The sequence below is a fragment of the Brevibacillus nigriterrae genome, assembly GCF_049846925.1.
Taxonomy (GTDB): Bacteria; Bacillota; Bacilli; order Brevibacillales; family Brevibacillaceae; genus Brevibacillus_H.
On record NZ_JBNCMT010000026.1, the window covers coordinates 34538 to 59448 of the forward strand.

Genomic DNA, 24911 nt, shown 5'->3' on the forward strand with positions numbered 1-24911 from the left:
CCTGTTATAGTGCGGCAGCTGTTCGGTTGAACTGGACCATCTTGTCAATCGGCAGCTCGAAGGAAAGTCTGCTCTCCTTGCCAATCTTCAAATGCTTCGATTGTTGAACAGGCATATCAATGGTCATGTACCGATCTGTCAGCTCACTCTTTTCGTTGATTACCTGCAACATCACTCGATAAAATGGCCCGCGAAATTCCATATCTGCCACGACTGCCTGCAAACCAACCTCGCTGTCCGCCTCCAATACCCTCACATGCTCCGGTCGAATTCCGTACAATGAGCTTTTCTCTTGGGTAAAGCCATCAAACTGATCCGCACTAAAAAAATTGAATGCCCCAATAAAATCAGCCACAAATGGGCTACTCGGTTGTTCGTAGATCTCTTCGGGACGTCCTTTCTGTACAATCTCCGCGTTATTCATTACTACAATCTGATCGGCCATGGCCAGTGCCTCATCCTGATCATGTGTCACCATCACCGTGGTCATACCCAGTTGTTCGTGAAGGCGGCGTATCTCCCGTCGAAGCTTCAGCCTTACCTTGGCATCCAAAGCTGACAACGGTTCATCCAGCAACAAAAAATCGGGAGACAGGGCAATGGCCCTCGCCAATGCAATGCGTTGCTGTTGTCCGCCAGAAAGCTGGGCCGGATACTTGTCATACACCTTGACCAGATCCACCATATCCAGTACTTCATGCACCTTCTCATCTATCTCACGCTTGCTCCACTTTTTCTGCTTCAAGCCGTAGGCAATATTTTGCGAAGCGGTCAGATTGGGAAAAAGTGCATAGGATTGGAACATCATTCCTGCATTTCGTTTCGCAGGAGGCAGAGAGGTAATCTCTCTGCCGTTTGCAAACAGCTTGCCGCTAGTCGGCTTCTCCAGACCGGACAAGATACGCAGTAACGTAGTTTTACCGCAGCCACTCGGACCCAGTAGACAAACAAATTCATTTTTGCGGATGTCAATATGGATGTCTTTCAAGGCAGTGAAAGTGCCAAATTGTTTGGATATTCCCTGCACAGAAAGATATGCTTCATGATTCATGTTTTCACATCCCCTGGAAACAGTATGTGTTATTTGGGTTCTGATTTCGTGCTGTATCGTTTATCCCATTCCTTTAGGACCTGATCACGTTTTTTTGCTGCCTGACCCAAATCGAGCTTGATTAATTGCTCCATCGGATTTTTTGTATAGCCTTCCGGGATAACGTTGCCTTCCTGCTTAATACTGACGATGGCGAAATTCTTGTTATACTCTTTCACCACTTCATCCGAAATCGCCCAATCAAGGAACAGCTTGGCTTCTGGCTTGATCTGCGGTTTTTTCATCAGGGCGTTAGCTTCTACATCCCAACCGGAGCCTTCTTTCGGGAAAATCACTTCTACAGGTGCGCCCTTCTTTTTTTCCGTAATGCCTCGGTAACCGAAGGAGATTCCGATTGGATACTCCCCTGCTGCAGCCATTTTTGCCGGCTTGGAACCGGAATGCGTGTAAAGAGCGATGTTTTCATGAAGCTTGTCCATATACTTCCAGGCGTCCGCTTCACCCATCAACTGATTCAAGCCGTTGACTGTCAATAACCCTGTACCTGATGAAGAAGGATTAGGCATGACGATCATTCCCTTGTATTCAGGCTTGATCAAATCTTCGTAACTTTGCGGAACAGGCAGTTTTTTCTTTTCTAATTCCACTGTATTGGCAATAAATGCGGTTTCCCAGGCATCGATACCTACCCAATGAGCTGGTTCCTGATTATCCTTGAACTCAGGTGAAACACGTTCAATTCCTTTTGGAGAATACCCTTCCAGCAAGTTATTCTGGTCCAATACCAGAAGACTGGTCGCCGCTACGCCCCAAACCACGTCTGCTTGTGGGTTCTCTTTTTCGGCGAGGAGCTTTGCCGTAATAATTCCAGTTGAATCTCGGACAATATTCAGCTTGATCGATGGATTGGCTTGTTTGAAAGACTCTAGATACGTTTTGATCTGATCATCCTCCAAAGCGGTGTAGACGGTCAGTTCAGATGGAGACCCTGAGTTGGCGGCTGGTTGAGATTCGGAGCCATTTGTCGGAGTCGCTTGTTGCGATTGACCACAGCCAGTCAGAATGGATACGAGCAGTGCAGAGGCGAGGAACGGACGAAACCACTTGTTCATGAGTTCATTCTCCTTTGTACATAGAACTAGTATTTGTTACGTCCAACTATACGGTAGCTATGTTAATTCAATATTAATAACATGTTAATTTTGGGTGTTTAACTTTGTTTAGTTGTTTTTAGTTGGTTTTTATCACAAATAAAAAGCCGCCTTGTCATTTACGACAAAGCAACCCACGAGCAATTGGTAAATTCATTAGGGCAGTAAAGCTAGAAAGGATTTCGTTGCCGCAGATAAGGGGACTCCACGCAGCGTTGCTATCCCGATATGTCGAGTGGGCAAAGGAATATCTAACGGAATTTCGAAAAGCTCGCCAGAAGCAAGATCATTCGCCACCGAATCACGGATGACAAAAGCGAGACCGAAACCACTACGTGCAAACTGCGCCAGTAAATCAATACTCCCTAGCTCAAACTCAGGGTTTAATTGAATTTTGTTTTGAGATGTAAACTCATCTAGAAAATCTCTGGAATTGCTCCCCTTTTCAAGTACCAACAAAGGAAAATCATTTAGCTTTTCAAGTGGTAATGGGAGATCAACCAAACCAGCAAATGCTTTGCCACCGACGAGGCAATCCTCAAGAGGCAAGCTTTGACGAATGGCAATCTGCTTGTCCACAATGGGCAAACTGACGATTCCAAAGTCTATTTTACCCTCTTTTAGTAACGAAATTGTTTCTGGTGTAGTTCGGTTTGTAATGCGTATCCTGACTTTCGGAAATTGTTTATGAAACATTTCTAAATACGGCAGCAAATAGTGCTTGCAAAGGGTATCACTCGCTCCAATATTAATTTCTCCGCTGAGTAAATTATGCATCTCCGCAATCTTTTTCTCACCGATTTCCACAAAACTAAACGCCTGCTCAACATAACGAAATAAAACTTCGCCCTCGACGGTTAGCGTAACGCCTTTGGACGTACGAAAAAATAACTGCCCTTCAAGCTTTGTTTCAAGCAGCTTGATGGTCTGACTCACAGCCGGTTGTGAAATGTGGAGTCGCTCTGCTGCCCTCGATAAACTTCCCAACTTCGCCGTCCAGTAAAAGACTCGATACCACTCCAGGTTAACATCCATTTTTATATAACCACACCTTATGACCATTATTAGAAATATCAATTTTTCTGATAGGTTTATCTGCTATTATAATTAGCTACAGAAAGTAATACAAGACTGGGAGGCAAAGTAATATGACTGTGACGGCGATTGTGGGGGCAAATTGGGGAGATGAAGGCAAGGGAAAAATGACGGATGTATTAGCAGCAAACTCTTCGATAGTGGTGCGCTTTCAAGGCGGGAGTAACGCTGGGCATACGATCATAAACCATTATGGGAAATTCTCATTGCATATGTTGCCTTCTGGGGTCTTTTACCCTGATGTTACAAATATCATTGGCCCAGGAACGGCGCTTGATGTGGAAAGTTTTTTTAAAGAATTGCAAGAATTGGCTGATCGGGGTGTACCTAAGCCCAAACTTCTGATTTCTACACGAACACAGCTCGTACTTCCGATCCACAGGCTGCTGGATGAACTGGAAGAGAATCGACTTGGCGCAAAGGGATTCGGCTCAACCAAACGTGGAATTGCTCCTTTTTACGCAGATAAGTATGCAAAGCTTGGAATACAGGTTTCCGATTTGTTCGACCAGCAACGACTTCGACAACGTGTTGAACAATTGATGGCAGCCAAAAACATTTTGCTCGAACATCACTATGGCCGCCAGCCGATCAACATGGAAGAGATGCTTACTCAGCTAGGCCAGCTTGCAGATCGTTTAAAACCGTTTATCACTGACACTTCCGTTTTGCTGCATGATGCTTATACGAATAAAGAAGTGATTTTGCTAGAAGGACAGCTAGGAGCGTTAAGAGATCCGGATCATGGAATTTATCCATTCTCTACCTCGTCATCGACGCTTGCAGGTTATGCCTCTGTTGGTGCTGGCCTGCCCCCTTATGCTATCACTCAGATATTGGCAGTTGTAAAAGCGTACTCCAGTTGTGTCGGTGCGGGACCATTTGTATCAGAAATCGATGGGGAAGAAGCTGATGAGCTTCGACGTCGTGGCGGTGATGCAGGTGAATATGGTGCAACGACTGGCAGACCTCGTCGAATGGGATGGTTTGACGCTGTTGCTACTCGATATGGCTGTATGATACAAGGCGCAACAAATGTGGCATTAACAAATCTCGATGTGCTTGGCTATCTCGATGAAATTCCGGTATGTGTTGGATATGAATTAAGTAACGGAGAAATCGTTGATCGATTTCCAGTAACATCAGAGCTGTACTCTGCAAAACCCATTCTGAAGTATTTAAGCGGTTGGAAGTGTGATATTTCACAGATTACACATTTTGAGCAATTGCCTGAAATGGCAAAGCAATACGTAAATTTTGTGGAATCAGCTATTGGAGTGAAAATCTCCACCATTTCTGTTGGCCCAAGACGAGAGCAGGTAATTGAACGCTACTAAATATCAATCATGAGTTTGCAGAATTTAATAAAGCCGCTTGTCTATATAGACATAGCGGCCTTATTTTTTACGTCGATATTTCTTTTATACAGGAGAATCTGCTTACTTCTGAATTTTCACCTTGCCGCCATCTTTCAATAGCGTTTGGCCTTTAACAACGATTTGCGCTCCATCTTTTACACCGGAGACAATCTCAACCTGATCGCTAGAGCCCTGACCAATGGTTACTTCAACCTGTTTGGCCACGTTGTTTTCAATCACGTACACGTACTGTTTGCCTTCCCGTTCAAAGATCGCTTTGCGGGAAATAACCGGTTTCTTCTCTGCAGCCGATTGGAAGTTGAATTTCACATTAACCACCATATCCGACTTCAATTCATTGGACGGATTAGGGATTGAGATCTCAATCGGGTAAGCTTTCAGCATCGAGTCCATTACAGGACTTACCGCTGTTACTTTGGCATTCAGCTCTTTTTTCAGTGAGCTAATTTCAACCGTAACATTAGTACCTACTTTTACTTTTGTAATGTCATTTTCAGATATATTGGCTTTAACAAGCAGTGGATTGGTGTTAACAATCGTGAGTACAGGTGCTTGCGGTGAAGCGAACTGACCGATTTCACCCGTAACACTGGAAACATATCCGCTGATCGGAGCCGTAACCACTGAATTGTTCAACTGGGTTCTTGCATTTTCCAAGCTGACTGAGGCTTGTTTCACTGATGCTTCCGATACTTGGATACTCGTCATTTGTTGGGCCGTTTGCAAAGCTTCCTTTGCATTGTTGTAAGCTGTCTGCGCACCTGTCAATTGGGTGTTAGCTTGCTCCAACTGCTGGGTAGAGATCGCTCCTTCTGTAAACAATTGCTGCATGCGGCTCTGATTTAATTGGGCATCTTTCAGGGCCACCTCGGCTTGCTTCAGGCCGTTTTTCGCCTGCTCCAGTCCACTGCTGGAGTTATTGCCTGACATTCGCAGGTTGGCTTGCGCCAGTTGCAGAGAAGCTTCTGCCTGTTTCACACCGTTCGCCAAATCCTGCTCGTCGATACGGAACAATACTGCTCCTTGTTGAACAGGTTGACCCAACTTGATTGGCAAAGAAGTGATTTTACCCGTCACTTTTGGGCTTACTTGCACACTCTGGCTTGGAGCCAGCTTCGCAGAAAATCCGGCATCAATGGAGACTGAACCAAGCTTGGCTGTTTCTACTTGGACTGGTGTTATTTTTTCAGTTACCGCCGCAGTAGGTTCCGGCGCTCCCTGCGAGCACGCTGACAGCAGCAGCACTGAAGACAATGCTAGAATTAGATGTTGTTTTTTCACTCTCATATTCTCCCTCCGTTTACGATTCCAGGGCAGGAACATTCTTCTGTTGTTGTTTCAGCAACTTCGCTTGTTTCTTTTTCTCGCGTTTCATCCGACGTTTTGTACCCAGGTCATCAAACCAGGAATAAACAACCGGAACCAGGACGAGCGTAACCAGCGTCGACAAACTTAAACCGAAGATAACCGTTACACCCATTGGCTTTTGAAACTCTGTACCTGATCCTGATGCAAACGCAAGTGGACCAATAGACAGTATGGTCGTCAGTGTCGTCATGAGAATCGGACGCAGACGGATCGGACCTGCGAGCAGGATGGCTTCTTTTGCGGTTTTTCCATCTTTTCGCAGTTGATTAATGTAGTCAATCAATACGATCGAGTTGTTCATGACAAGACCGACCAGCAAGATATAACCGATTAATACCGCAACGCTCAGGGTAGTACCTGTTGCCGCCAAACCGATCAACACTCCTGGAAGAGTTGGCGGAAGGGCAAACATAATAATAAACGGACTGTAGAACGATTCAAACTGTGAAGCCATAACCATGTATACCAGAATAATCGCCAGAATGATGGCTAGCCCCAGGCTCATAAAGGATTCAGCCATATCTTCGCTCTGACCGCCAAATTGCAGGTTGTATCCATCAGGCAATGTCAACTGGTCCAGTTTTAACTTGATTTCCGAAATAACGGAGTTGAGATCACGTCCATCCAGATCGGCTGTGATCTTCACTTCCCGAGACTGTTCAGAACGGTTGATCGCCAGTGGAACATCCACTTTTTCCACTTTTGCTACGGTAGACAGGGCGATTTGCGTTCCACCCGGCCCTGTTATTCGGAGATTGCTCAGATAGTTCACATCATTACGGAATTCCTCCGGAAGTGTAATGTTCACGTCAACCTCATCATCACCTGTGCGGTATTTTGTCACGGTCTGACCGTTAAATGCCGTACGAACGGCGGAGATGATCTGACCAGTCGACAAACCGTTCAGGCTTGCTTTTTCCGCATCAACACTTATTTCGTATTCTTGCTGGCTCTCTTCCAAGCTGTTCTTTACGTTGGCTGTGCCTTGTACACTCTTCACTTCTTCTTTAATAATTGAACCGATCTCTTTCAATACTTCCAGATCGTCTCCACGAAGGGTAATATCCACCGGAGAACCGGTTGAGAATCCTTGGGAAGCACTCACAGTGATCTCAGGCCCAGCAACAGCCTCCAACTGCTTGCGCAAATCCTGTGCAATTTCATGACTGCTGCGGGTACGCTCGAGTACATCCACTAACACGACGTACATCGTCGCTTTATTCGATGAAGCTGCTGCCGCTATTGGAGAGCCGTCACTTCCGATCATGGTCGCTGTCAATTTCAGTTCAGGCAGCTTGGAAACAATACCTTGAATCTCCTGCATGACCTTGTCTGTTTCCTCGACAACAGTACCACTCGGCATCTTGATCGAAATACTGACCGAACCTTCATCACTGGCTGGGAAAAACTCAGCCCCGATCATGGGAGTCAGTGCAAGAGAGCCGACAATCATGAGAATAGCAATAGCAGAAACGGATTTACGGTGTCCCAGCGCCCACTTCAACAATCTGCGGTAGCCGTTTTCCACCTTGTGAAACCCGATGTTGAACCAGATTACAGGGTTGAATCCACGGTAATTCACATTTTGCGCATGATTTGGCACCTTTTTCAAGATACGAGAGCTTAGCATTGGAACCAGAATAATGGAGAACACCAACGCTGCGATATGGGAGTACACAACTGTCAACGCTAATGGTCCGAACAGCTCAGAGGCAATCCCCTCGGTTAGCGCAATCGGTGCAAATACGCAAATCTGGGCAAGTGCAGATGCCATAACGGCCGTACCTACCTGCTTGGAGCCGTCCAATGCTGCCTGAACCATTCCTTTGCCCTGTTCCCGCTGGCGGAAAATGTTTTCCAGAATAACGACCGCAAAGTCAACCAGCGATCCTAATCCCAATGTCAAACCGGATAAGGAAATCAGGTTTATCGTTTGACCGGTCATGTACATCAACACAAACGTTGCCATGATCGACACGGGCAATACGATAATAGCGATAATCATTGACGAAAAGCTTCCTAAGAAGAAGAATAACAGCAAAATACCGAAAAATCCGCCCAACAGCGCGTGTTCTGCCGTCGTATAAATGGAGTCCTTGATATAGATGGAAGTATCAATTGCTTCCGTAAGGGTCATCGTGCTTGGCAACTGCGGTTTAATCTTCTCAATTTCTTTTTTCACCGCATCGGCAACTTCAATGGTATTACCGCCGGAGGCCTTGGTAATGGTAAAGAAGACGCTCTGTGTACCATCCAGGTAGTTCATCGATGTGATATCTTCCAAGGAATCCTCAACAGTTCCGATATCCTTTAAGCGGATGGAGCCCGTTCCAATCGAAATGGGTGTCAGGCCAATTTTGCTGACTTCGACAAACTCACCTTCCACACGAATGTTGACTTTTTTGTCGCCTTCACGCACAGCTCCGGTGGACGCTGACTGATTGCTGCTGCTGATCGCTTGCTGTACCTGTTCAATGGTAAGTCCATACGCTGCCATCTTGGCCGGGTCAAGTGTTACATCAACCACACGCTCTCGCCCGCCGTTAATGGAAACTGCGGCAACCCCTTCAATCCGCTCCAACCGGGTTTGAATCATGTCCTCCGCTACCTCTTTCATCCGGTTGACGTCTTCTTTACCGGACAATGAATAGTAGATGATCGGTTGGCTGTTCGGGTCAAAGCGCATAACCCGAGGCGAATTCGCATCATCAGGCAGAGCCGCTTTTATCTGATCCACTTTCTCTCGCATATCCAGGGTAGCCTGGTCGAGATCCGTTCCCCAGTTAAACATCACGATTACCTGTGATGCACCCTGCATCGAAACAGATGAAATGCTGTCAATATTGGATACCGTAGCAATCGCACTTTCAACTGGTTTTGTGACCAGTTTTTCTACTTCCGTTGGAGATGCACCATTATAGGAAGTAACAACGACCGCAACCGGAAACTCCATATCAGGCATCAATTCTATAGCCAGCCTTGGCACAGAAACGACGCCAAAAATCAGTAATGCCAGTGTTAACATGATTACGGTTACGGGGCGCTTAATCGAGAATCCCGAAATATTCAAATCCACTCACCTCTCCAAAATCAACTTGTTGCCCTTTTTTTCTCTGCATACTTGTCAAGAAGCATGTGAAGCGACGAGATCATGTCAGCCATTTGCGGCTGTAAGCTCTCCTCGTCTAAATTGCTTTTGTTTGCACTTCCCAGTTCACCAAGACGCTGCGACGGAGAGACCCAGACAATACGCTTGTCATTGAGATCACGTGACCGGATAACAAGCTGTTTCTTCTCCAATCGATGAACCAGTCCTGAAATGGTACTGTAGGAAAGTCCAACAACTTTACTGATTTCCCCCATTGTCTTCCGTTCCTGTCTGACTTGCTCCAGGATGAGAACCTGTTGCCAATTCACTTCCTGCGTGGAGAGCTCTTCGTCAGAAATCGCTGAAAACAAGGCACTTACTTCCTTGAGAAGTTTGGCCAGTTCAATCAGTTCTTTCATGATTACCTCCCTTTGCTCTTGCAAGCAAACTTATCCATTTTACTTGCCTAATTTTACCGATTCAGACCAAAAAATCAAATCCACCAGATGATTGATTTTGCCAGCCGCTCCCTCTATCTACAGATAGATGACACCACGTGATAGAATGGAATTAGAGATGTTCACTTGGAAGAGGGAAGGAAGGGTTCCGCTTTGTTTAAACTGACTTTACATGCACTACAAAAGCGATTCCTGAGTATTTGGTTTTTGATTCTGACCGTACTGGTGGTCCTCCCTACTTCTTATACGATGGAAACACCCTTACAATTTTCGGCAACTGCATTTCTCTCGATTTTTCTTTTGGTTCTGTTCTGGGTACCCAATCATTTTCTGACTTCGAGACGCACTTTTGTCAGTGTGTTTTTCTTTGGTATCCTAATATTACTAAAGGGGCCTCTAGTCGGTGGCGAAGAAGCATTTGGTATGATGCTGCCGCTTGCTGTTTTTATGGGAGGGAAAATGGAAGACAAGCAGGGCATGATCCTGGCTTCCTTTTTCGGTTTGATGTCAGCGGCTCGTGCCTTTTCACTGGATTCCATTCCGGTCCACAGCTCTATTTCTTTTATACTTACCTTTATTGGTTGCTTTGCAGGAGCTCGTGGATACCGTGTACAAAGCGAAGCCTATCGAACCAATCAATTGCACCTGGAACAATTGCAAAAAGCACATAATGAGTTGCAGCTTGCCCATGATGAGATTCAGGAAGGTGCTGTAAATACGATGCAAGTAATCGTTTTGCAAGAGCGGACGAGAATCGCTCGTGACATGCATGATGCACTGGGCCACAGTCTGACTTCCCTGATTGTCCAGCTTCGGGCACTTCAATACATGTTAAAAGAAGATGGACCTCCCCTGGCCGAAAAAGCAGTCAAAGACATGCTCTCTGTGGCAAAACACAGCTTGGATGAGATTCGCAACTCTGTACATACACTGGCGATTGACAGTTCATCGATCGGTCATACTACGCTACGTGCCTTTCTCTCGCAAACATCGAACAATACGGGGTTGTCGATCAATTTTGAGGCGGAAACAGAGATCCACATCGAGAAAGAGGTTTTACTCGTGTTTTATCGTGTCTTGCAAGAAGCCGTAACCAACACGCTGAGACACTCTGATGCGACACTCATGAATGTGAAGATAAAAGTTATCGATGAAAGCCTTTTACTCTCCATTTGGGATAATGGAACCTTTACATCCGACAATCCATTTACCCCTGGATTTGGAATAAAAGGGATGAAAGAACGTGTTCAGTCAATTCATGGCACACTTACCTGTACGATTCGGGAGCCCAATGGTTTCCAAATTGATATCAACGTACCTTACCAAAATCATGACGAGAAAGGAATGTCTACATGATGACGGATCCGAACGATACCCCAAAAATTCGTGTTGTACTCGTGGATGATCAGACCATGATTCGCCAAGGACTAGGTTATGTCATTCAGATGCAGCCTGATATGGAGGTCATCGGAGAAGCCGCAGATGGGGAAGAAGCAGTAGAAGTCGTCAAAAGACTTCGCCCGGATGTTGTGCTTATGGACGTGCAAATGCCCAAAGTCTCCGGAATTGAAGCAACTCGCATGATCCTGTCACATCAACCAAATATAAAGGTGCTCATTCTCACTACCTTTGACGTGAAAAACTATGTGGTAGAGGGAATCCGAGCGGGTGCGGTAGGATATATGCTCAAAGACGCTGATTCTCAAGAGATGCTTGAACTGATTCGAGGTGCCTACCAAGGCGAAGCCCTGTTCCACACAGTAACGGCAGCCAAAGCGTTGGCTGAGGTATTGAAAGATCAGGGGAAGCCCGTTCAACCGGCCGGGACATTTTCACTCCTGGAAGAATTGACTGATCGGGAACGGGACGTACTTCAGCAATTGACCTATGGATACCGAAACGACCAAATTGCCCAAAACCTGTTTATCTCCGAAGGAACAGTGAAGACACACGTACATCGAATTTTGCAAAAAATGGGGGTAGACGACCGGACTCAAGCGGTCGCATTAGCCCTTCGACATAAATTGGTGGATTGATAGGAAACAGCCTATCATCAAAAAGTCGCTCTGTCTGTGTAGTAACGACAAAGCGACTTTTTATTTCTCTTTTTGTTAAGTTCCTACCGAGTCAGTTCCGTTTCGGCCTTTCGGTTCCTACGTTCCAGGTGTTCATGAAATCCCGGAGACATCGTATTGAAAACTCGATCCCACAATCCGGTGAATGCGGCATAATTCCCCTTATTTTTTGAATGATGGTAATCGTGATAGGCTACCCCATCATAAAAAGGGAAAATGCGGTTCGGATTCCAGGGGAACTCGTATCCACAATGCTCATTGGCTGCAAGCCACTGACGAAAAACGATCCAAATCCAAATCGTAACCACATGCGAACCCAATAGAACAGGACCTGCAAGAACACAGGTGGCTATCAGAATAAATTCAACCGGATGCATATAGTTACCCGTGATTGCCCAAGGAACAGTTACCCGGTGATGGACGGAATGAACATGTTTGAATAAAAACCTTGTATGCAAGGCACGGTGAAGCAGATAAAACAAAAAATCCTCAAAGTAAATAAAGAACAAAACTTGAAGCAAAATCACATACCAAGGCGGAATCGGTCCCATATGTACTGATGTCATTCGAAGCAGAGGCCAGGATAAAACCAGCAGCGTAAAAAAAATCAGTCCATTGACAGTATAGTAACGGATGGAAGGCATAATAATTCTCGCGCTCTGTCCCACCTTCTCCTGAATGCGATATTTCTCTGCCCACCGCGGTTGTTTATAGGCAATCCATGTCAAAGGGATGGAGACCAGCGAGAAAGCAATCATACTGATCAGAGCAGTTGCTATCGGAAAATACCAAAACAATGGTTCCTTATACATATTAATATAGTCTTGCATGTCCTTCATCCCCTTTTAGGTCCTATCAACACTCTGAATTGCGATAGAACCATCTTTAAGGAAAGGATAGCAAAAATCACTTTGGATAGTACCTAACCTAAGTTAGGTTTCCCCTGGGTATCTTCCACTTTTTTCAACCAGCAGGTTCCTTCGATGCTTGCTTTCCTGCTTCAACCAACACTTTGTTACGACCCATTAAAACACTCAGTATTAACATGAGTACCCCTGTTCCTACCAGCAGCCATTCGATTCTGATCACATCGGCAATCGGGCCAAAAATGAGCATCCCAATCGGCATCATCGAAGTCGAGATCATCCCAAATACACCAAAAACTCTCCCCAAATAATTACTTTCTACCTTTTCCTGTAACAAAACAGTTGTTGGCGTATTAAAGAGGGGTATCGCCACTCCGAATACAGTCATGAAAACCAAATAAATCCAAAAGACAGGAACAAGTCCAAGTGCAAACGTACAAGCTCCCATGATCAGACTTGCGAATGTCATCGTATAAACTTTGTTTGCAAAGCCTCCCCAAGAAGCAATGATTGCTCCGCCTGCCATCATCCCAACCGAAAAAGTGATTTCAATCGCTGTTAATCGCCAAACCTCATTGCCGAAACTGCGAGTAACTTGCAGTGGTGTTAAGAAAGCAGCAGGTGCGATCAGGATAAAGAAAATCCCAAAATACAGAAAGAATATCTTCAGGAAATCTTGGCTTTTAATATAGGTTATCCCTTGTTTTAAATCATTGAAATAACTTGTTGTTTGTTTTTCGGATGCTTTTTCATGTACGGGAATATTTAAAAATGCGATTAACGTCACGATCGCAATCGCTGCTGTTATGACATCGATAAAGAAGATCATCTCAATGGTAGACATGGTTAAAAGTGCTGCGCTAACCATAGGAGAAACGAACATAATGAGCGCTTGCAGACTTCCATTCGTTCCATTTACTTTTGTAAGTTTATCCTCTGGCACGATTTGCGGCAAAATAGCCCCGACGGCTGGGGTTTGAATTCCTGTCCCGATCGCACGAATGGCAGCCATGACAAAGAATAACCAAATGGCTTCATATCCCATTAAAAATACAATGGCGAGGATTAGTGTTGCGATAGCAATTAATGCATCAGCCAAAATTATTAGCTTCTTTCGGTCGTAGCGATCCGCCCACACTCCCGCAATGGGCGATAAAATAAAGGTGGGGATGAAACCACAAATGATAAACACTGTCATCATCACACCTGACTGCGTAGTGAGCGTGACGTACCACATAATCGCATATTGCACCAAAGATGAGCCAAACAAGGATATCGTCTGACTACTTAAAAAGAGAATAATATTCTTTTTCCAATTTTCCTTTACCTGATTAGTTGTAGCGTCCATTTTATTCACGACCTTTCTATTCCAGGTATTTGTTTTTTCAAAAGACAAATAAACACAGGCGAACTACCTGTGTTTGAGAGTAAACGGTATGGAGACCAAAACGTCGAGACGTTTTTCACAGGAAAAAAGAGGGTAGATTTGTCCCTCTCTGTCTTTCTCAGCCTATGACTAAATGAGTTACCTGAAAATAGGCAGACCAATCCCGATTACTCTGCTCACATGCAGAGCCTTGAGCGCTATTCAATTGTTAGCAGCACAAAGCATTGTATCGGATTCTGATGGATGCCACAGGTAATCCCTCCGTTCAAAGAAAGTTAAGACACATTTTAACACGATTTCCTATTCGTTACAACATTACTACTCCTCAGAATATGCTTCACTGGAATTTGTTTTCTATCGGTACAGTCAACTCTAGCCCTTTACCTGTCTCTAGCGAAAGATTTTCTTGGTCTCTGGTAATCGGACGTACCGTTAATGTTTTTGGTAATTCCTTAACCGGTTGGTAAATCGCTTTCCAATGAATCGTTTCTTGCTCCCCATCAGCTTCTCTTTCCTCAGCGAATGAACTTAGAAGCCCGATTTGATTCCCCTTTTCATCAAGTAATTCAAATACCGTCGAATCGGATCTTTTTGGTGGTTGGATTAATTGCCCAACTAATTCAGTTGAATTTACTGTGAATGTAATCTTTTCCAGTACCACAGTGGTGTCTTCATACGTTTTTGTTATCATTGGCATCAGTTGCTTATTGGTTGTATCATTCTTCACCACCGGGAAGGAAAAGAACCATTCTCCCTTTTGATCCCCAATCTCAGTAATCGATAGATCAAACGTTAGTTGACCGGGTAAATCATCACTTGTTTTAAAGTTAATAACCCCTACAGTGCGATGGTCATCCAGACGATGGCTCGAACCGCCAGCTCCCCAGCTCTCAGGCAGGATTCCGTTTATTTTAATTTCTTTTGTCAGACGAACCAAATCAGGTAATTTATCCGGAGATTCCAGAATGTATCCTACAGAAATTTGTGCACCGTCATAAAAAACTTCCGTGATCGTAACCGTAATATCCTTGTCAGTTGCTACTTTCTGCACATCAGTGACTAACCCTTTCTCTTGTGCCCTTTTCAGTCCATCATCACCAGCAATATCAAATACCGTTTGAATGAGAGGAATCTGCTTTAACGTATCGGCAAAACTGGGTGATGTCACACCGACTCCGATTACCAGCCCTAGCGACACTGCGGTTGCGGTTATCAGCACACCCAGTTTTCTAAATGTCGCTCTTCTCCTATATGTGATGGGAGTTTGTTTCTCCAATTGTTGGAACACTCGCTTTTTAAAGTCATCTAGATTAACAGTATGGTTCTCATGACAATCTTTAGCAGCCTTGATGTGCTTTTCCACACTCATGATACTTCGCCTCCCACACTTTCCTTAATCGCTCTCTTCCTCGTGATAGCCTAGACTTGACAGTTCCTTCGCTTATTTCAAGGACCTCAGAAATTTGCCGTAACGATAATTCCTCAAAATAAAACAGAATGACGGGAGTACGGTAGGGTTCTGCCAGTTTAAGGACAGCATCGTACATTTGATGATGTGACTCCTTTACGAAGAAGGAATCTTCCGAACTAATTTCATTCCGCTCAGGCAAAATGGCGGTTATGATTTCCCTCCACCCCCTCCTTTGCGCCATTCTACATTCGTTAATTACAATTTTCGCAAGCCAAGGGAAAGGGTCACGCTCTTCCTTGAATTGATCCATTTTTTCATACACCTTGACAAACGTATCTTGTACCCGATCCTCTGCAGTTGTCCACTCACGGACGTATGTATACGCAAGGCGAATGAGACGCTGAGTGTACAAATCCATCCACATTTCCAGTTGTTTTACACGGTCCAACTCATTCCTCACCTTCCTTTCGCCTGTATTATGCAGAAAACTAGAACCAGGTTCCCATTTTTCCGAAAAAGAAATAGGCCGCCCCGTCTTACCGACAAAGCGCCCTACCATTTCTACATTATCGAACAACTACTAGAACAGTAGCTTTTTTTCCTGCAAAATTCACTGTAATAGTGGCTGTACCGTACTCATTGGCTCTGATGATTCCATCCTTCGCATCAGCAATCAAAATCCGAGAAGATGACCATATTCCTGCTACCGTCACATTAGCTTCAGATCCATCTATGTAAGTGGCAGTTGCAGTTACCTTCCTGGTCTCTCCCTTTTTCATCTCTATTTTTACAACGTCCGTTTTTAAATACTTCAAAACATCTACTTCAACAGGAATGGCAAGATTTTTTCCACCATAACTCGCATAAATTGTGGTCTTTCCATTACCCACCCCTGTGACAAGACCTTTTTGAACATCTGCAATTTTATAACCAACTGGTTTCCATTCCGCTGCACTTGTCACGTCTCTGGTTGTTCCATCTGTTAGCACTGCATTCACAGTAACTTGTACTTTTTGGCCTGTTTTAATACTAAGGAATCGAGTAGAAGCTTCCAGTCTTTGAATAATACCTACCTCTACCGGAATAGATACCGCTTGTCCACCATATTTCGCTGTTACAGTCACACGTCCATTGGCATAACCGGTAATGTTTCCTTTGGATACGGCAACAATCGCATTATTACTCGAAATCCATTCTGCTTCATTTGTAACATCTTTGGAAGCATTTTCTGAATCGACCGCCGTGAGTAAAATTTGTTTGGATTCACTTACCCCTAACACTACATTTCTAAAATTGGCAGTAATGGATTGTGCTAACCCAACTTCTACAGGAATAGATACACTTTTTCCTTCAAACGTAGCTGTTATGTTTGTTTTTCCCGTTCCATTTGCAGTAACTGTCCCTAGAGAAACCGAGGCAACTCCTTCTTGTTGGGTTTGCCATGAAGCAAGCTCAGATACATCCTTCGTTAATCCATCCGTATAGGTAGCTGTAAGTTTCAGTTTTTTAGTAGCCCCATTCTTCAGGACCAGCTTTTTTTCATCTAGTACAAGACTTTGAACGACTCCGACCGTTACTGGTACTACAACAGTGCGTCTACCAAATTTAGCGGTAATTGTTGTTGAACCAGTACCTACTGCTGTAATAACCCCATTTTTTATTTCTGCAATCTCAATTGAACCAGAAGTCCATTCTGCTTTCTCAGTGATGTCTTCTTTTCGTTCTCCAAAATATGCGAGTAATTTGAGTTTCTCTGATTCACCTATTTGTAAAGAAACTTTCGTTTTATCTGCTTCAATTTTAGTTGGAATATCTACGTCAACCGTGGTTGTAACCGTCTTTTCTCCATACTTTGCCGTAATGATCGCTTCACCTGTTGAGTAAGCTGTTATTTTCCCTTTGGATACAAATGCTACCGTTTCGTCATTTGATTTCCATTCGGCCTTGTCCGTTACATCTTCTGTTTGACCATTGGCATAAGTAGCCGTTACCTTTACCTGTTCAGAAGTGCCTGTACGCATAGAAAGACTTTGAACATTCAGTTCAAGCTTTCTTGCCACTTCAACATCTACCGGGATCGTAATCGTTGTATTTCCGTAAGTCGCTTTAATTTCCGCCTCACCTGGAGAATACGCACTTACTTTCCCTTTATTTACAAACGCAACCGATTCCTTGCTTGAAGTCCATTCTGCTTTGTCAGTAATGACTTCAGACGTTCCATCTGCATAAGTTGCTTTTAGTTGAAGTTGCTCACTAGTGTTGACTCTCATGAAAACACTAGGTTTATCAACTTCAAGCTTTCGTGCGATCTCAACCTCTACCTTGATCGTAGCGGTTTTTCCACCGTAGCTTGCTGTAATAATCGCCTGACCTGTACCGTAAGCCTTAATGACCCCTTTTATTGCATCAGCGACTCCTTCTTTATCGGTAGTCCACACTGCCTTACTCGTAACGTCTTCTGTTGTACCATCCGGGAGCGTCGCCGTTAGTTTCACTGTCTCTGTTCCTTGAACAAATAAAGAAATCTGAGATTTATCGATATCCAATCTCCTTACCATTTCTACAGTAACCGGTACCGTGATGGTTTGACTTCCATATTTAGCTGATACTGTAGTAGTACCCGAAGACTGTCCAACAACTAATCCATTCATTACGGTTGCTATGGAATAGTTATCGATTGTCCACTCCGCTTTATTTGTAACATTTTCACTTGTACCATCCGTGTAGTAGGCAGTTAATTGAATTTGATCTTGTGCCCCTGTTCGTATATTAAGTGATTGCTTATCTTTATTTAAAGCCCTCACTTTCTTATGGACTGTAACATTCACTACAACGGTCTTACCCAAGTAGGTAGCTGTGATCACGGCAGTACCTTCCGACTTAGCGGTAATCGTACCCGCATAAACACTGGCAACTGCTTCGCTTCCTGAGGTCCAAACAGTTTTGATCGTTGCATCTTCTGTTGATCCATTTACATAGATGGCTGTTGCTGTAAGAGCCTGTGTATCTCCGACCTCCAGTGAGACACTATTCTTAGTTAAAATTAGGTTGGAAATTTCACCAGCGGCAATCACCCTTTGGTTACCAACACTAATAAATAATAGAATAACAATTAACAACATTGAATTTAATTTTTTCAGCCTGTAATACATTTTCTCCAAACCACCCTCTCAATGTTATTGAGGCAAATCTGCAACTATAATGGAAAATACTCACATTTTCTTATATCGGTTAAGAAAATGCCAAAGATTAGATAATAAATATAAAACTAAATAAATGTTCACACATATACACACAAAAAAACCGACCTCTCTCGGCTTGCAGAAAGGTCGGTACAGTTGCTTTTCTTATTAAATTTAGGAGATACCACCAACAAGTTGACGTAAGGCGTTATTAATTGGTGTTACTGGTCGACCGAGCAGCTTTTCGAAATCGTTGCTTTCAATCTCCAAAGCGCCTTCTCGAATGCCTTCCTGAATCCCTACAAGAAACGGAATGATGAATTCTGGCACTCCTGCACCTTTCATAATGTCTGCATAGGTAGGATCATCGACCTGTTGCACAGGCACTTCTCTCCCAAACACAGATCCGAGTGCTGATGCAAATTCTTCCTGTGTTAGCAGTTTTCCAGACAATTCGTAAGTCGTATTCTCATGTCCGCTTCCTGCCAGTACGGCTGCTGCCGCTTCCGCATATTCTTGCTGCAGCGCCCAACCGACCTTTCCAGATCCCGCAGACGTCACCCAAGGTGCTCCTGCCAGCACGCCTTGAATACTCGGAATCTCGTTTTCCAGGTACCAGTTATTACGGAGGAATGAGTATGGAATACCTGTTTTCAGAATGGCTTTTTCCGTCTCTTGGTGCGGTGAAGCAAGGAACATTTTGCTATCTATTGCATTTGCCAAACTAGTATAAGCGATAAATCCTACATTTGCTCGTGCTGCGGCTTCTACGGCATTTGTATGCTGACGAATTCTGGTCTCATTATCCCCGTCCGCAGAAATAATCAAAATTCGGTCAATCCCGGCAAAGGCAGCATCCAAGGTTTCTGGACGGTCAAAGTCTCCCTGACGAACCTCGACTCCCCGAGCCCGAAGACCCTCCGCTTTCTCCGGATTGCGTACACTTACAGCAAGCTGGCTCGCAGGTACAGTTTTCAATAGCGTTTCTACCACTTTTGTTCCCAGTTTTCCTGTTGCGCCAGTAACTAGCATTTTCATTGTCAATTCCTCCATTATTTTAGTTGTAATATTAATTGTTATAACAACATAAGTTACAACGTGATCAAAAATAAAAGCTCTGTGATGAGCTATTATTTATTTGAACTTTCCGGTGAGGTGGCCTAACGTAGTCTGTGCAAGTCTTTGTTCCATCGCAAGTTGAGCATCTCTCAATTCCACTTGAAGGGCCATCTCGATATTTCGCCCGACTGGACAATTAAGATTAGGCTTTTCGTGTATGCGAAACAGTTGGTTTTCCTCTGTCGCATTCACAGCCCGATAAATATCAAGGAGTGTAATCTGGTCAGGATCTTTAAGCAAAGAAGCGCCCCCTACCCCAGGACGAACATCTACTAATCCCGCCTTCTTTAACATCCCCATAATTCTCCGGATAATTACTGGATTCGTATTAACACTGCTTGCGATGAAGTCACCGGTGCATTCATTGGGAATGGCTGCGATTAGAGAAAGAGTATGCACAGCAATGGAAAAGCGCGTACTGATTTGCTTCAATTAGTATCACCACCGTTGTAACCATTATAGTTACACCAAAGTGTTTTGTCAATATCGTATACTTGAAGACCTTTTACCAAAGAGTCGAGTCATTCGATCATACTCACTCTTGACTCATTCCTTTTTTACTTTTGCTCTGATCTTAACCTCTTTATACGAAGGATAAGGAAGTACACTTGGCACCTGAATGAGGATTAAACGAGTATCCTGATTGGCACCTGCTTCGATTTTCAAAGAACTGATTGTTGAAGCTTCGCATACCACAAATTCTTTTGTGTTTACCAGTCTTGTTTCAGATTCGAAATGCCAATGGGATTGCCCTTCCACAACAAGCCCAGCTAAAGAATAACCTTTGGGAATATCCTGTTCAAACTGTTGTCCAGCGGAGACTGTAACATCCCACATTTTGGAGTCGGCCACTAAATGAACAGGAGAATTCTCACCCAGGATGGTTTTAACGGTAAAACCATCTTTGGTTACAATGGGAAGTTCGTGATCCTCATAATCTGCATAGGTGGGGGGAGCGTAGTTGGATTCACCCATAAATGGCTCAAACCAAATTTGAAATCCGGAAGTTCCTTCTTTATATTTCTCGGAGTGTTGAACTCCGCTACCCGTTTGCATGACCTGCAAACCTCCAGTTGTGAGGGTTTTCTCATTTCCAAGCGTATCTTGGTGGTCTACTTTTCCCTTTAGAAGGTATGAAATAATTTCGAAACCTCGATGAGGATGAAAAGGGAGATAAGCGTCTTGTTTTGCCGTAAACCACGCCCAATAAAACAGGGTTCCAACCCGTTCTACGGCTGATCCTTCACCTGGAAATCCAATCGGTTTTTGTTCAACAAGTTTCCCTTCGTCAAATCCTCCCGATACCTGTTGATCTGTTGAAAAAATACGGATAGACACCAACATCATCCTTTCATTTTAAAAAATAGACGCGAACTTGGCCTGTCACAGATAATATCTCCAATTTTTCAATACACTACCACTTCCTTCGTCACAAAGAAAGACCTCAGCACTTTATATACTTCACCCTTTTCCCGGATGACACAATACATAAACTTCGGTTCTTTCACATTAAAAAGCCGCCTTGCCATTAAGACAAAGCGACTATGAAGAACCTGCTATGGGTTTACTTTTTGAATACGGCCTTCTGCTTGATAATGAAATGGATTTTGCAGTGATTTTACATACTCAACAGTTGCTGCCAAGTCCTCTGGACCAACCTCTAGATCCATTGCGAGAGCTCCGATTCCATACTTCGCATTGCCATACATATAGTTATTTACAACCACGGTATATTCTTTGTTTTTATCAATTTTGCTTCCATCGGGTAAAAAGATGTCTACCACTTTACCTGTCTTTGCCGTGCTGTCGTAGGTATACGTGTATTTGAATCCGGCAACATGGAAGTCGAGACCTCTGTCCGTAATCTGGTTATTTAATACCGTTTCCAAGTCTTGACCACTGAGCTTCACTTTATTTAGTACATTTCCGAATGGTTGAATGGCAAACAAATCACCAAATGTTACATTTCCCGCTGGCAGGTCGGCACGAACACCCCCACCGTTCATGAGAGCAAAATCAGTATTCATTGCCTTTTTCATACCATCTGCAATTAAATTCCCCAGTGCATTGTCACCGATTGTTTCCAATGCAGACGGATATCCTTTCGCTAATGCTGTAGAGGATACTCCCACAACTTCAGCCTTGATTGGTGCAATCAAATCTTCGTACTTTTTCATGATTTTCGAAACTGCAGGATCTGGTGAGAAATCTTTTTGATACACAGTTACTACCTCAGCTTGCTTTTTAACGATATCCCCCGTCACCCTATCGAGTTCAAGATCTACATCGGAGAAGGCAGAACCATATGAATAGGCTTGAACAATCAATTTATTGTCTACTTCTTTATTCACAAAAACATGATTGTGAGCGGCAAAGATTACGTCAACCTCATCATCCACTCTCTCGGCAATATCCGTTGCATCGTATAAATCAGCCTTACCGGTTTGTATAGTAGGGTTGTGGGCAAGTACAACAATTGCCTTGATCCCTTGCTCCTTTAATTCTGCTGAGTATTTATTAATCGCATCGACTTCGTCAGTGACTTGAAGTGTTTCATTTCCTTTTCTGACGATCATATTTGGCGTTTCTTGGGTAAGAACCCCGATAAAGCCAATCTTTTTACCGCCAATCTTTTTAACGACAAATGGCTTGGTAATTAGCTCTCCCGTTGCCGTATCGAATGCATTTGCTGCAACGATCGGAAAATTCATACCATTATAGCCTTTTGTACCCTTTGGATGATCTCCACCATCGATCATTCGATGAATCTCAGCAATCCCTTCATCAAATTCATGATTTCCGAGGGCTCCCACATCAAAACCCATTGCTTCCATCACTTCTACTGTCGGTTCATCCTGGAATGTCGCAGAAATTAATGGACTGCCTCCAATCATGTCGCCTGCGTGTACAAGTAGTGTATTTGGATTTTGCGCTTCTCGTTGTTTCATCGCAGAAGCTGTATACTCCATGCTTCCCGCTATTTCAGTACCCACCTTCGTGTCTGTATCAAGCTGCCCATGCAAATCATTCAAGCCTAATAGTTGCACTTTTACGTTTTCTTTCGGCTCGTTTGATTTAGATCCCAGATTAATGTTGAAAATACCGAAGCCTTTGTCATCCAGCTCATTTGTAAACGTAATGTTACTTCCTTCTTCGATATAGGACTCAGCCTTTGGAGATGAGGTAAAGGTTACTTTTACAGGCTGATCAATTGGTGCGATTGACCAGTTATCATCAGCAGTAGGTACGATCTCTTTCATTTCAGAAATATAATCCATTAAAATTTGACGGTTCTCATCAGCCGAATCAACAACTAATTCGCTTCCCTTCACGCCTGGGAAGTTACCGCCGCCACCTGCACGATAGTTGTTCGTTACAACGATAAAGTCCTGATCGGGATCAACTGGCTCCCCATTGTAAGTCAGATTCACCACACGGCTGCTGTCAGGATTGATTTCTTTGCCCGTCGGATCGTACTTGGCCGGTTGGGTGACATCAATCTGATATTCTACGCCATCAATCACATCAAAGTTAAATACCTGGAAAGATGGGTCTAGTAACGGCTGATCTTCCGTAGAGTTAACGTCAATTTGATTGAATTTTCCTGCGGACATTTCGATCCATTCCTTGACTACACTGCCCTTCACCTTAATGGCTTTCAGCGTGTTGTCATAAAGATACAAATCACCAGCGCTGCGTATGGTTAAGTCTCCCTCTTTAATTTCGGTGTACTCCTCTACGCCGTTGCGACCAGCTTTGAAAGGTGCGCCAACAGATAATATCGGCAAATCATCATATTCTGGCTTGTTCATTTCTACATACTTTTCTACATACCATTTCTGGGCGTTTGTAACCACCTGAATGGAAGGATCATCCTGTACTAAAGCAAAATAGCTGTGAATATCGTCTGTTGTTGTGCCAATTGGCGTATTCACATAGGAAATCGTTCCTTCATGATCCTTTTTAATTGCCTTCACAATGGCGCTGTCTGGTTTCACGGTGCTGATGATTTTTTTAGGATCCTTAGGATCAGTTTCCCAAACTTCACGAGTAGATGATTGCGATTTTGTAACCTTCCACTTTCCTTTCGTTTTTTCAATCGTCAAATCGATTATTCCAAGTGACCCGCCGCCATATCCGGCTTGCACGGCAGGAACGCCATTAATGGTTCCTTTATCGTTATTCACACCAGGCAAAGGCTTCTTATCAGGCCCAAGAAACAAACTATCAAGCGCTCCCTCTGTTTTCGCAGGGAATACTTTATGCGTATGGGAGAATGTGATCGCATCAATACCCTTTACTTTACTTAGTGCATAAATGGTATCTTCTGTATTGGATTTATTTCCATTAAAGCCAGAATGGGCAAGAGCAATTACGATGTCTGCCCCTTTTTTTCGCATTTCAGGCACATATTTTTTTGCTGTTTCCACAATGTTCTTGGTGATCACTTTTCCATCGAGATGAGCCTTATCCCATTCGTTGATTTGAGGTGGCACAAAACCGATATAGCCAATCTTAATTTCCTGCTTCTTCCCCTCTTCATCAACAACTTCTTTCGTAACAATTAGATATGGAGTATACATATTTTTATCATTCTTTGAATTTTTGTCGTGATCATCTACGTATACATTCGCATTTACAAACGGGAATTTCGCATCATCATACACTTCATCCAAATAATCGAGGCCGTAATTAAACTCATGGTTTCCTAATGTTGCCACATCATATTTCATCAGATTCATTGCTTTAATCGCTGGATGAACCTCCTTGTTTCGCAATTCATCAATTTTGGCCTTATATGTTCCGAGTGGAGTTCCTTGGATTAAATCGCCATTATCGACCAGTACGCTATTTTTCACTTCTTTTCGAGCTTGTTTCACTAGGGTTGCCGTTTTGGCTAATCCTACCTTTTCAGAAACCGTATTTTTGTAGTAATCAAAGTTTAATAAATTGGTATGTATATCAGTCGTTTCCATGATACGGAGATTAACTTTGGAATATTCAGAATCGGTCTCTTCAGAAGAATGATTGGTGCTGTCCGAAGATTGTTGATCTGCATTGATGGGACTTGAAAACAGGGGAGTTGAGAGAAGACTTACAGCCAGTGTCGTTGATAAGATTTTATGTATCGACACTTTACCTCGCTTTTTCATTAACATATCACCCTTTTACATAAATTTGGCAGAGTCGCAAATCCATCACTTGTCCCTGCCATTTTCTAGATTAACAGTTAATAGTTAATGTAATATGAATGTTTTATTTAGATAATTCAGTAAAAATG

General features: G+C 43.6%; 18 protein-coding genes. 3 read left to right on the plus strand and 15 right to left on the minus strand.

Annotation, left to right across the window (positions count from 1 at the left end):
- Positions 1 to 4: 4 nt before the first annotated feature.
- The 3 genes from ACPW7N_RS18405 to ACPW7N_RS18415 all read right to left on the minus strand — a co-directional run bounded on the left by ACPW7N_RS18405 (position 5) and on the right by ACPW7N_RS18415 (position 3237).
- Positions 5 to 1051, minus strand: a complete 1047-nt coding sequence (locus tag ACPW7N_RS18405; protein WP_425652568.1) for an ABC transporter ATP-binding protein — start codon at positions 1049 to 1051, stop codon at positions 5 to 7.
- 29 nt (positions 1052 to 1080) lie between these two features.
- Positions 1081 to 2163: a putative 2-aminoethylphosphonate ABC transporter substrate-binding protein gene (locus tag ACPW7N_RS18410; RefSeq protein ID WP_425652569.1), complete on the minus strand. Its 1083-nt coding sequence runs from the start codon at positions 2161 to 2163 to the stop codon at positions 1081 to 1083.
- A 195-nt stretch (positions 2164 to 2358) separates the two neighbouring features.
- The gene (locus ACPW7N_RS18415) at positions 2359 to 3237 is read right to left on the minus strand and encodes a LysR family transcriptional regulator (protein WP_425652570.1); all 879 of its coding nucleotides are present in this window, start codon (positions 3235 to 3237) and stop codon (positions 2359 to 2361) included.
- 113 nt (positions 3238 to 3350) lie between these two features.
- On the opposite strand from ACPW7N_RS18415, the gene ACPW7N_RS18420 reads away from it, so the two are divergent.
- Entirely contained in the window at positions 3351 to 4634 is a 1284-nt protein-coding gene (locus ACPW7N_RS18420) for an adenylosuccinate synthase (protein WP_425652571.1), read from the plus strand.
- 102 nt (positions 4635 to 4736) lie between these two features.
- Here ACPW7N_RS18420 and ACPW7N_RS18425 read toward each other — a convergent pair whose 3' ends face one another.
- From ACPW7N_RS18425 to ACPW7N_RS18435, 3 genes are read right to left on the minus strand one after another with little or no spacing between them, the layout of a single operon-like run.
- Positions 4737 to 5963: an efflux RND transporter periplasmic adaptor subunit gene (locus ACPW7N_RS18425; protein ID WP_425652572.1), complete on the minus strand. Its 1227-nt coding sequence runs from the start codon at positions 5961 to 5963 to the stop codon at positions 4737 to 4739.
- Positions 5964 to 5976: 13 nt separating this feature from the next.
- Positions 5977 to 9114 carry an efflux RND transporter permease subunit gene (locus ACPW7N_RS18430; RefSeq protein WP_425652602.1) on the minus strand — a complete coding sequence of 1046 codons (3138 nt, stop codon included), beginning with the start codon at positions 9112 to 9114 and terminating at the stop codon, positions 5977 to 5979.
- 20 nt (positions 9115 to 9134) lie between these two features.
- A complete protein-coding gene (locus ACPW7N_RS18435; RefSeq protein ID WP_425652573.1) occupies positions 9135 to 9551 on the minus strand; it encodes a MarR family transcriptional regulator in 417 nt (138 codons plus the stop codon).
- Positions 9552 to 9743: 192 nt separating this feature from the next.
- Between ACPW7N_RS18435 and ACPW7N_RS18440 the strand changes: the two genes are divergently transcribed.
- The gene (locus tag ACPW7N_RS18440) at positions 9744 to 10946 is read left to right on the plus strand and encodes a sensor histidine kinase (RefSeq protein WP_425652574.1); all 1203 of its coding nucleotides are present in this window, start codon (positions 9744 to 9746) and stop codon (positions 10944 to 10946) included.
- Positions 10946 to 11626, plus strand: coding sequence for a response regulator (locus ACPW7N_RS18445; RefSeq protein ID WP_425652603.1), 681 nt, complete (start codon positions 10946 to 10948; stop codon positions 11624 to 11626). The genes ACPW7N_RS18440 and ACPW7N_RS18445 overlap by 1 nt, the downstream gene beginning before the upstream one ends.
- Positions 11627 to 11709: 83 nt before the next feature.
- On the opposite strand, the gene ACPW7N_RS18450 is transcribed toward ACPW7N_RS18445, so the two are convergent.
- From ACPW7N_RS18450 to ACPW7N_RS18490, 9 genes are all read right to left on the minus strand, one after another.
- A complete protein-coding gene (locus ACPW7N_RS18450) occupies positions 11710 to 12495 on the minus strand; it encodes a sterol desaturase family protein (protein ID WP_425652575.1) in 786 nt (261 codons plus the stop codon).
- 133 nt (positions 12496 to 12628) lie between these two features.
- Complete coding sequence (locus ACPW7N_RS18455) at positions 12629 to 13879, minus strand: MFS transporter (RefSeq protein ID WP_425652576.1); 1251 nt, start codon at positions 13877 to 13879, stop codon at positions 12629 to 12631.
- 376 nt (positions 13880 to 14255) lie between these two features.
- A complete protein-coding gene (locus ACPW7N_RS18460) occupies positions 14256 to 15287 on the minus strand; it encodes a DUF4179 domain-containing protein (protein ID WP_425652577.1) in 1032 nt (343 codons plus the stop codon).
- Positions 15256 to 15777 (minus strand): RNA polymerase sigma factor, encoded by a 522-nt coding sequence (locus ACPW7N_RS18465; RefSeq protein WP_425652578.1) that lies wholly within the window; start codon positions 15775 to 15777, stop codon positions 15256 to 15258. The genes ACPW7N_RS18460 and ACPW7N_RS18465 overlap by 32 nt, the downstream gene beginning before the upstream one ends.
- A 118-nt stretch (positions 15778 to 15895) precedes the next feature.
- On the minus strand, positions 15896 to 18481 hold the full coding sequence (locus ACPW7N_RS18470) for an Ig-like domain-containing protein (protein WP_425652579.1): 2586 nt from the start codon (positions 18479 to 18481) through the stop codon (positions 15896 to 15898).
- 204 nt (positions 18482 to 18685) lie between these two features.
- Positions 18686 to 19549: an SDR family oxidoreductase gene (locus ACPW7N_RS18475; RefSeq protein ID WP_425652580.1), complete on the minus strand. Its 864-nt coding sequence runs from the start codon at positions 19547 to 19549 to the stop codon at positions 18686 to 18688.
- 96 nt (positions 19550 to 19645) lie between these two features.
- Complete coding sequence (locus ACPW7N_RS18480; RefSeq protein WP_425652581.1) at positions 19646 to 20062, minus strand: Rrf2 family transcriptional regulator; 417 nt, start codon at positions 20060 to 20062, stop codon at positions 19646 to 19648.
- 114 nt (positions 20063 to 20176) lie between these two features.
- Positions 20177 to 20968: a pirin family protein gene (locus ACPW7N_RS18485; protein WP_425652582.1), complete on the minus strand. Its 792-nt coding sequence runs from the start codon at positions 20966 to 20968 to the stop codon at positions 20177 to 20179.
- A 218-nt stretch (positions 20969 to 21186) separates the two neighbouring features.
- The gene (locus ACPW7N_RS18490) at positions 21187 to 24783 is read right to left on the minus strand and encodes a bifunctional 2',3'-cyclic-nucleotide 2'-phosphodiesterase/3'-nucleotidase (RefSeq protein WP_425652583.1); all 3597 of its coding nucleotides are present in this window, start codon (positions 24781 to 24783) and stop codon (positions 21187 to 21189) included.
- Positions 24784 to 24911 lie beyond the last annotated feature (128 nt).

Coding starts and splice junctions, on each gene's coding strand:
- ACPW7N_RS18405 (WP_425652568.1), bottom strand. CDS start 1,051: ATGAATCATGAAGCATATCTTTCTGTGCAGGGAATATCCAAACAATTT.
- ACPW7N_RS18410 (WP_425652569.1), bottom strand. CDS start 2,163: ATGAACAAGTGGTTTCGTCCGTTCCTCGCCTCTGCACTGCTCGTATCC.
- ACPW7N_RS18415 (WP_425652570.1), bottom strand. CDS start 3,237: ATGGATGTTAACCTGGAGTGGTATCGAGTCTTTTACTGGACGGCGAAG.
- ACPW7N_RS18420 (WP_425652571.1), top strand. CDS start 3,351: ATGACTGTGACGGCGATTGTGGGGGCAAATTGGGGAGATGAAGGCAAG.
- ACPW7N_RS18425 (WP_425652572.1), bottom strand. CDS start 5,963: ATGAGAGTGAAAAAACAACATCTAATTCTAGCATTGTCTTCAGTGCTG.
- ACPW7N_RS18435 (WP_425652573.1), bottom strand. CDS start 9,551: ATGAAAGAACTGATTGAACTGGCCAAACTTCTCAAGGAAGTAAGTGCC.
- ACPW7N_RS18445 (WP_425652603.1), top strand. CDS start 10,946: ATGACGGATCCGAACGATACCCCAAAAATTCGTGTTGTACTCGTGGAT.
- ACPW7N_RS18450 (WP_425652575.1), bottom strand. CDS start 12,495: ATGCAAGACTATATTAATATGTATAAGGAACCATTGTTTTGGTATTTT.
- ACPW7N_RS18455 (WP_425652576.1), bottom strand. CDS start 13,879: ATGGACGCTACAACTAATCAGGTAAAGGAAAATTGGAAAAAGAATATT.
- ACPW7N_RS18460 (WP_425652577.1), bottom strand. CDS start 15,287: ATGAGTGTGGAAAAGCACATCAAGGCTGCTAAAGATTGTCATGAGAAC.
- ACPW7N_RS18470 (WP_425652579.1), bottom strand. CDS start 18,481: ATGTATTACAGGCTGAAAAAATTAAATTCAATGTTGTTAATTGTTATT.
- ACPW7N_RS18475 (WP_425652580.1), bottom strand. CDS start 19,549: ATGAAAATGCTAGTTACTGGCGCAACAGGAAAACTGGGAACAAAAGTG.
- ACPW7N_RS18490 (WP_425652583.1), bottom strand. CDS start 24,783: ATGAAAAAGCGAGGTAAAGTGTCGATACATAAAATCTTATCAACGACA.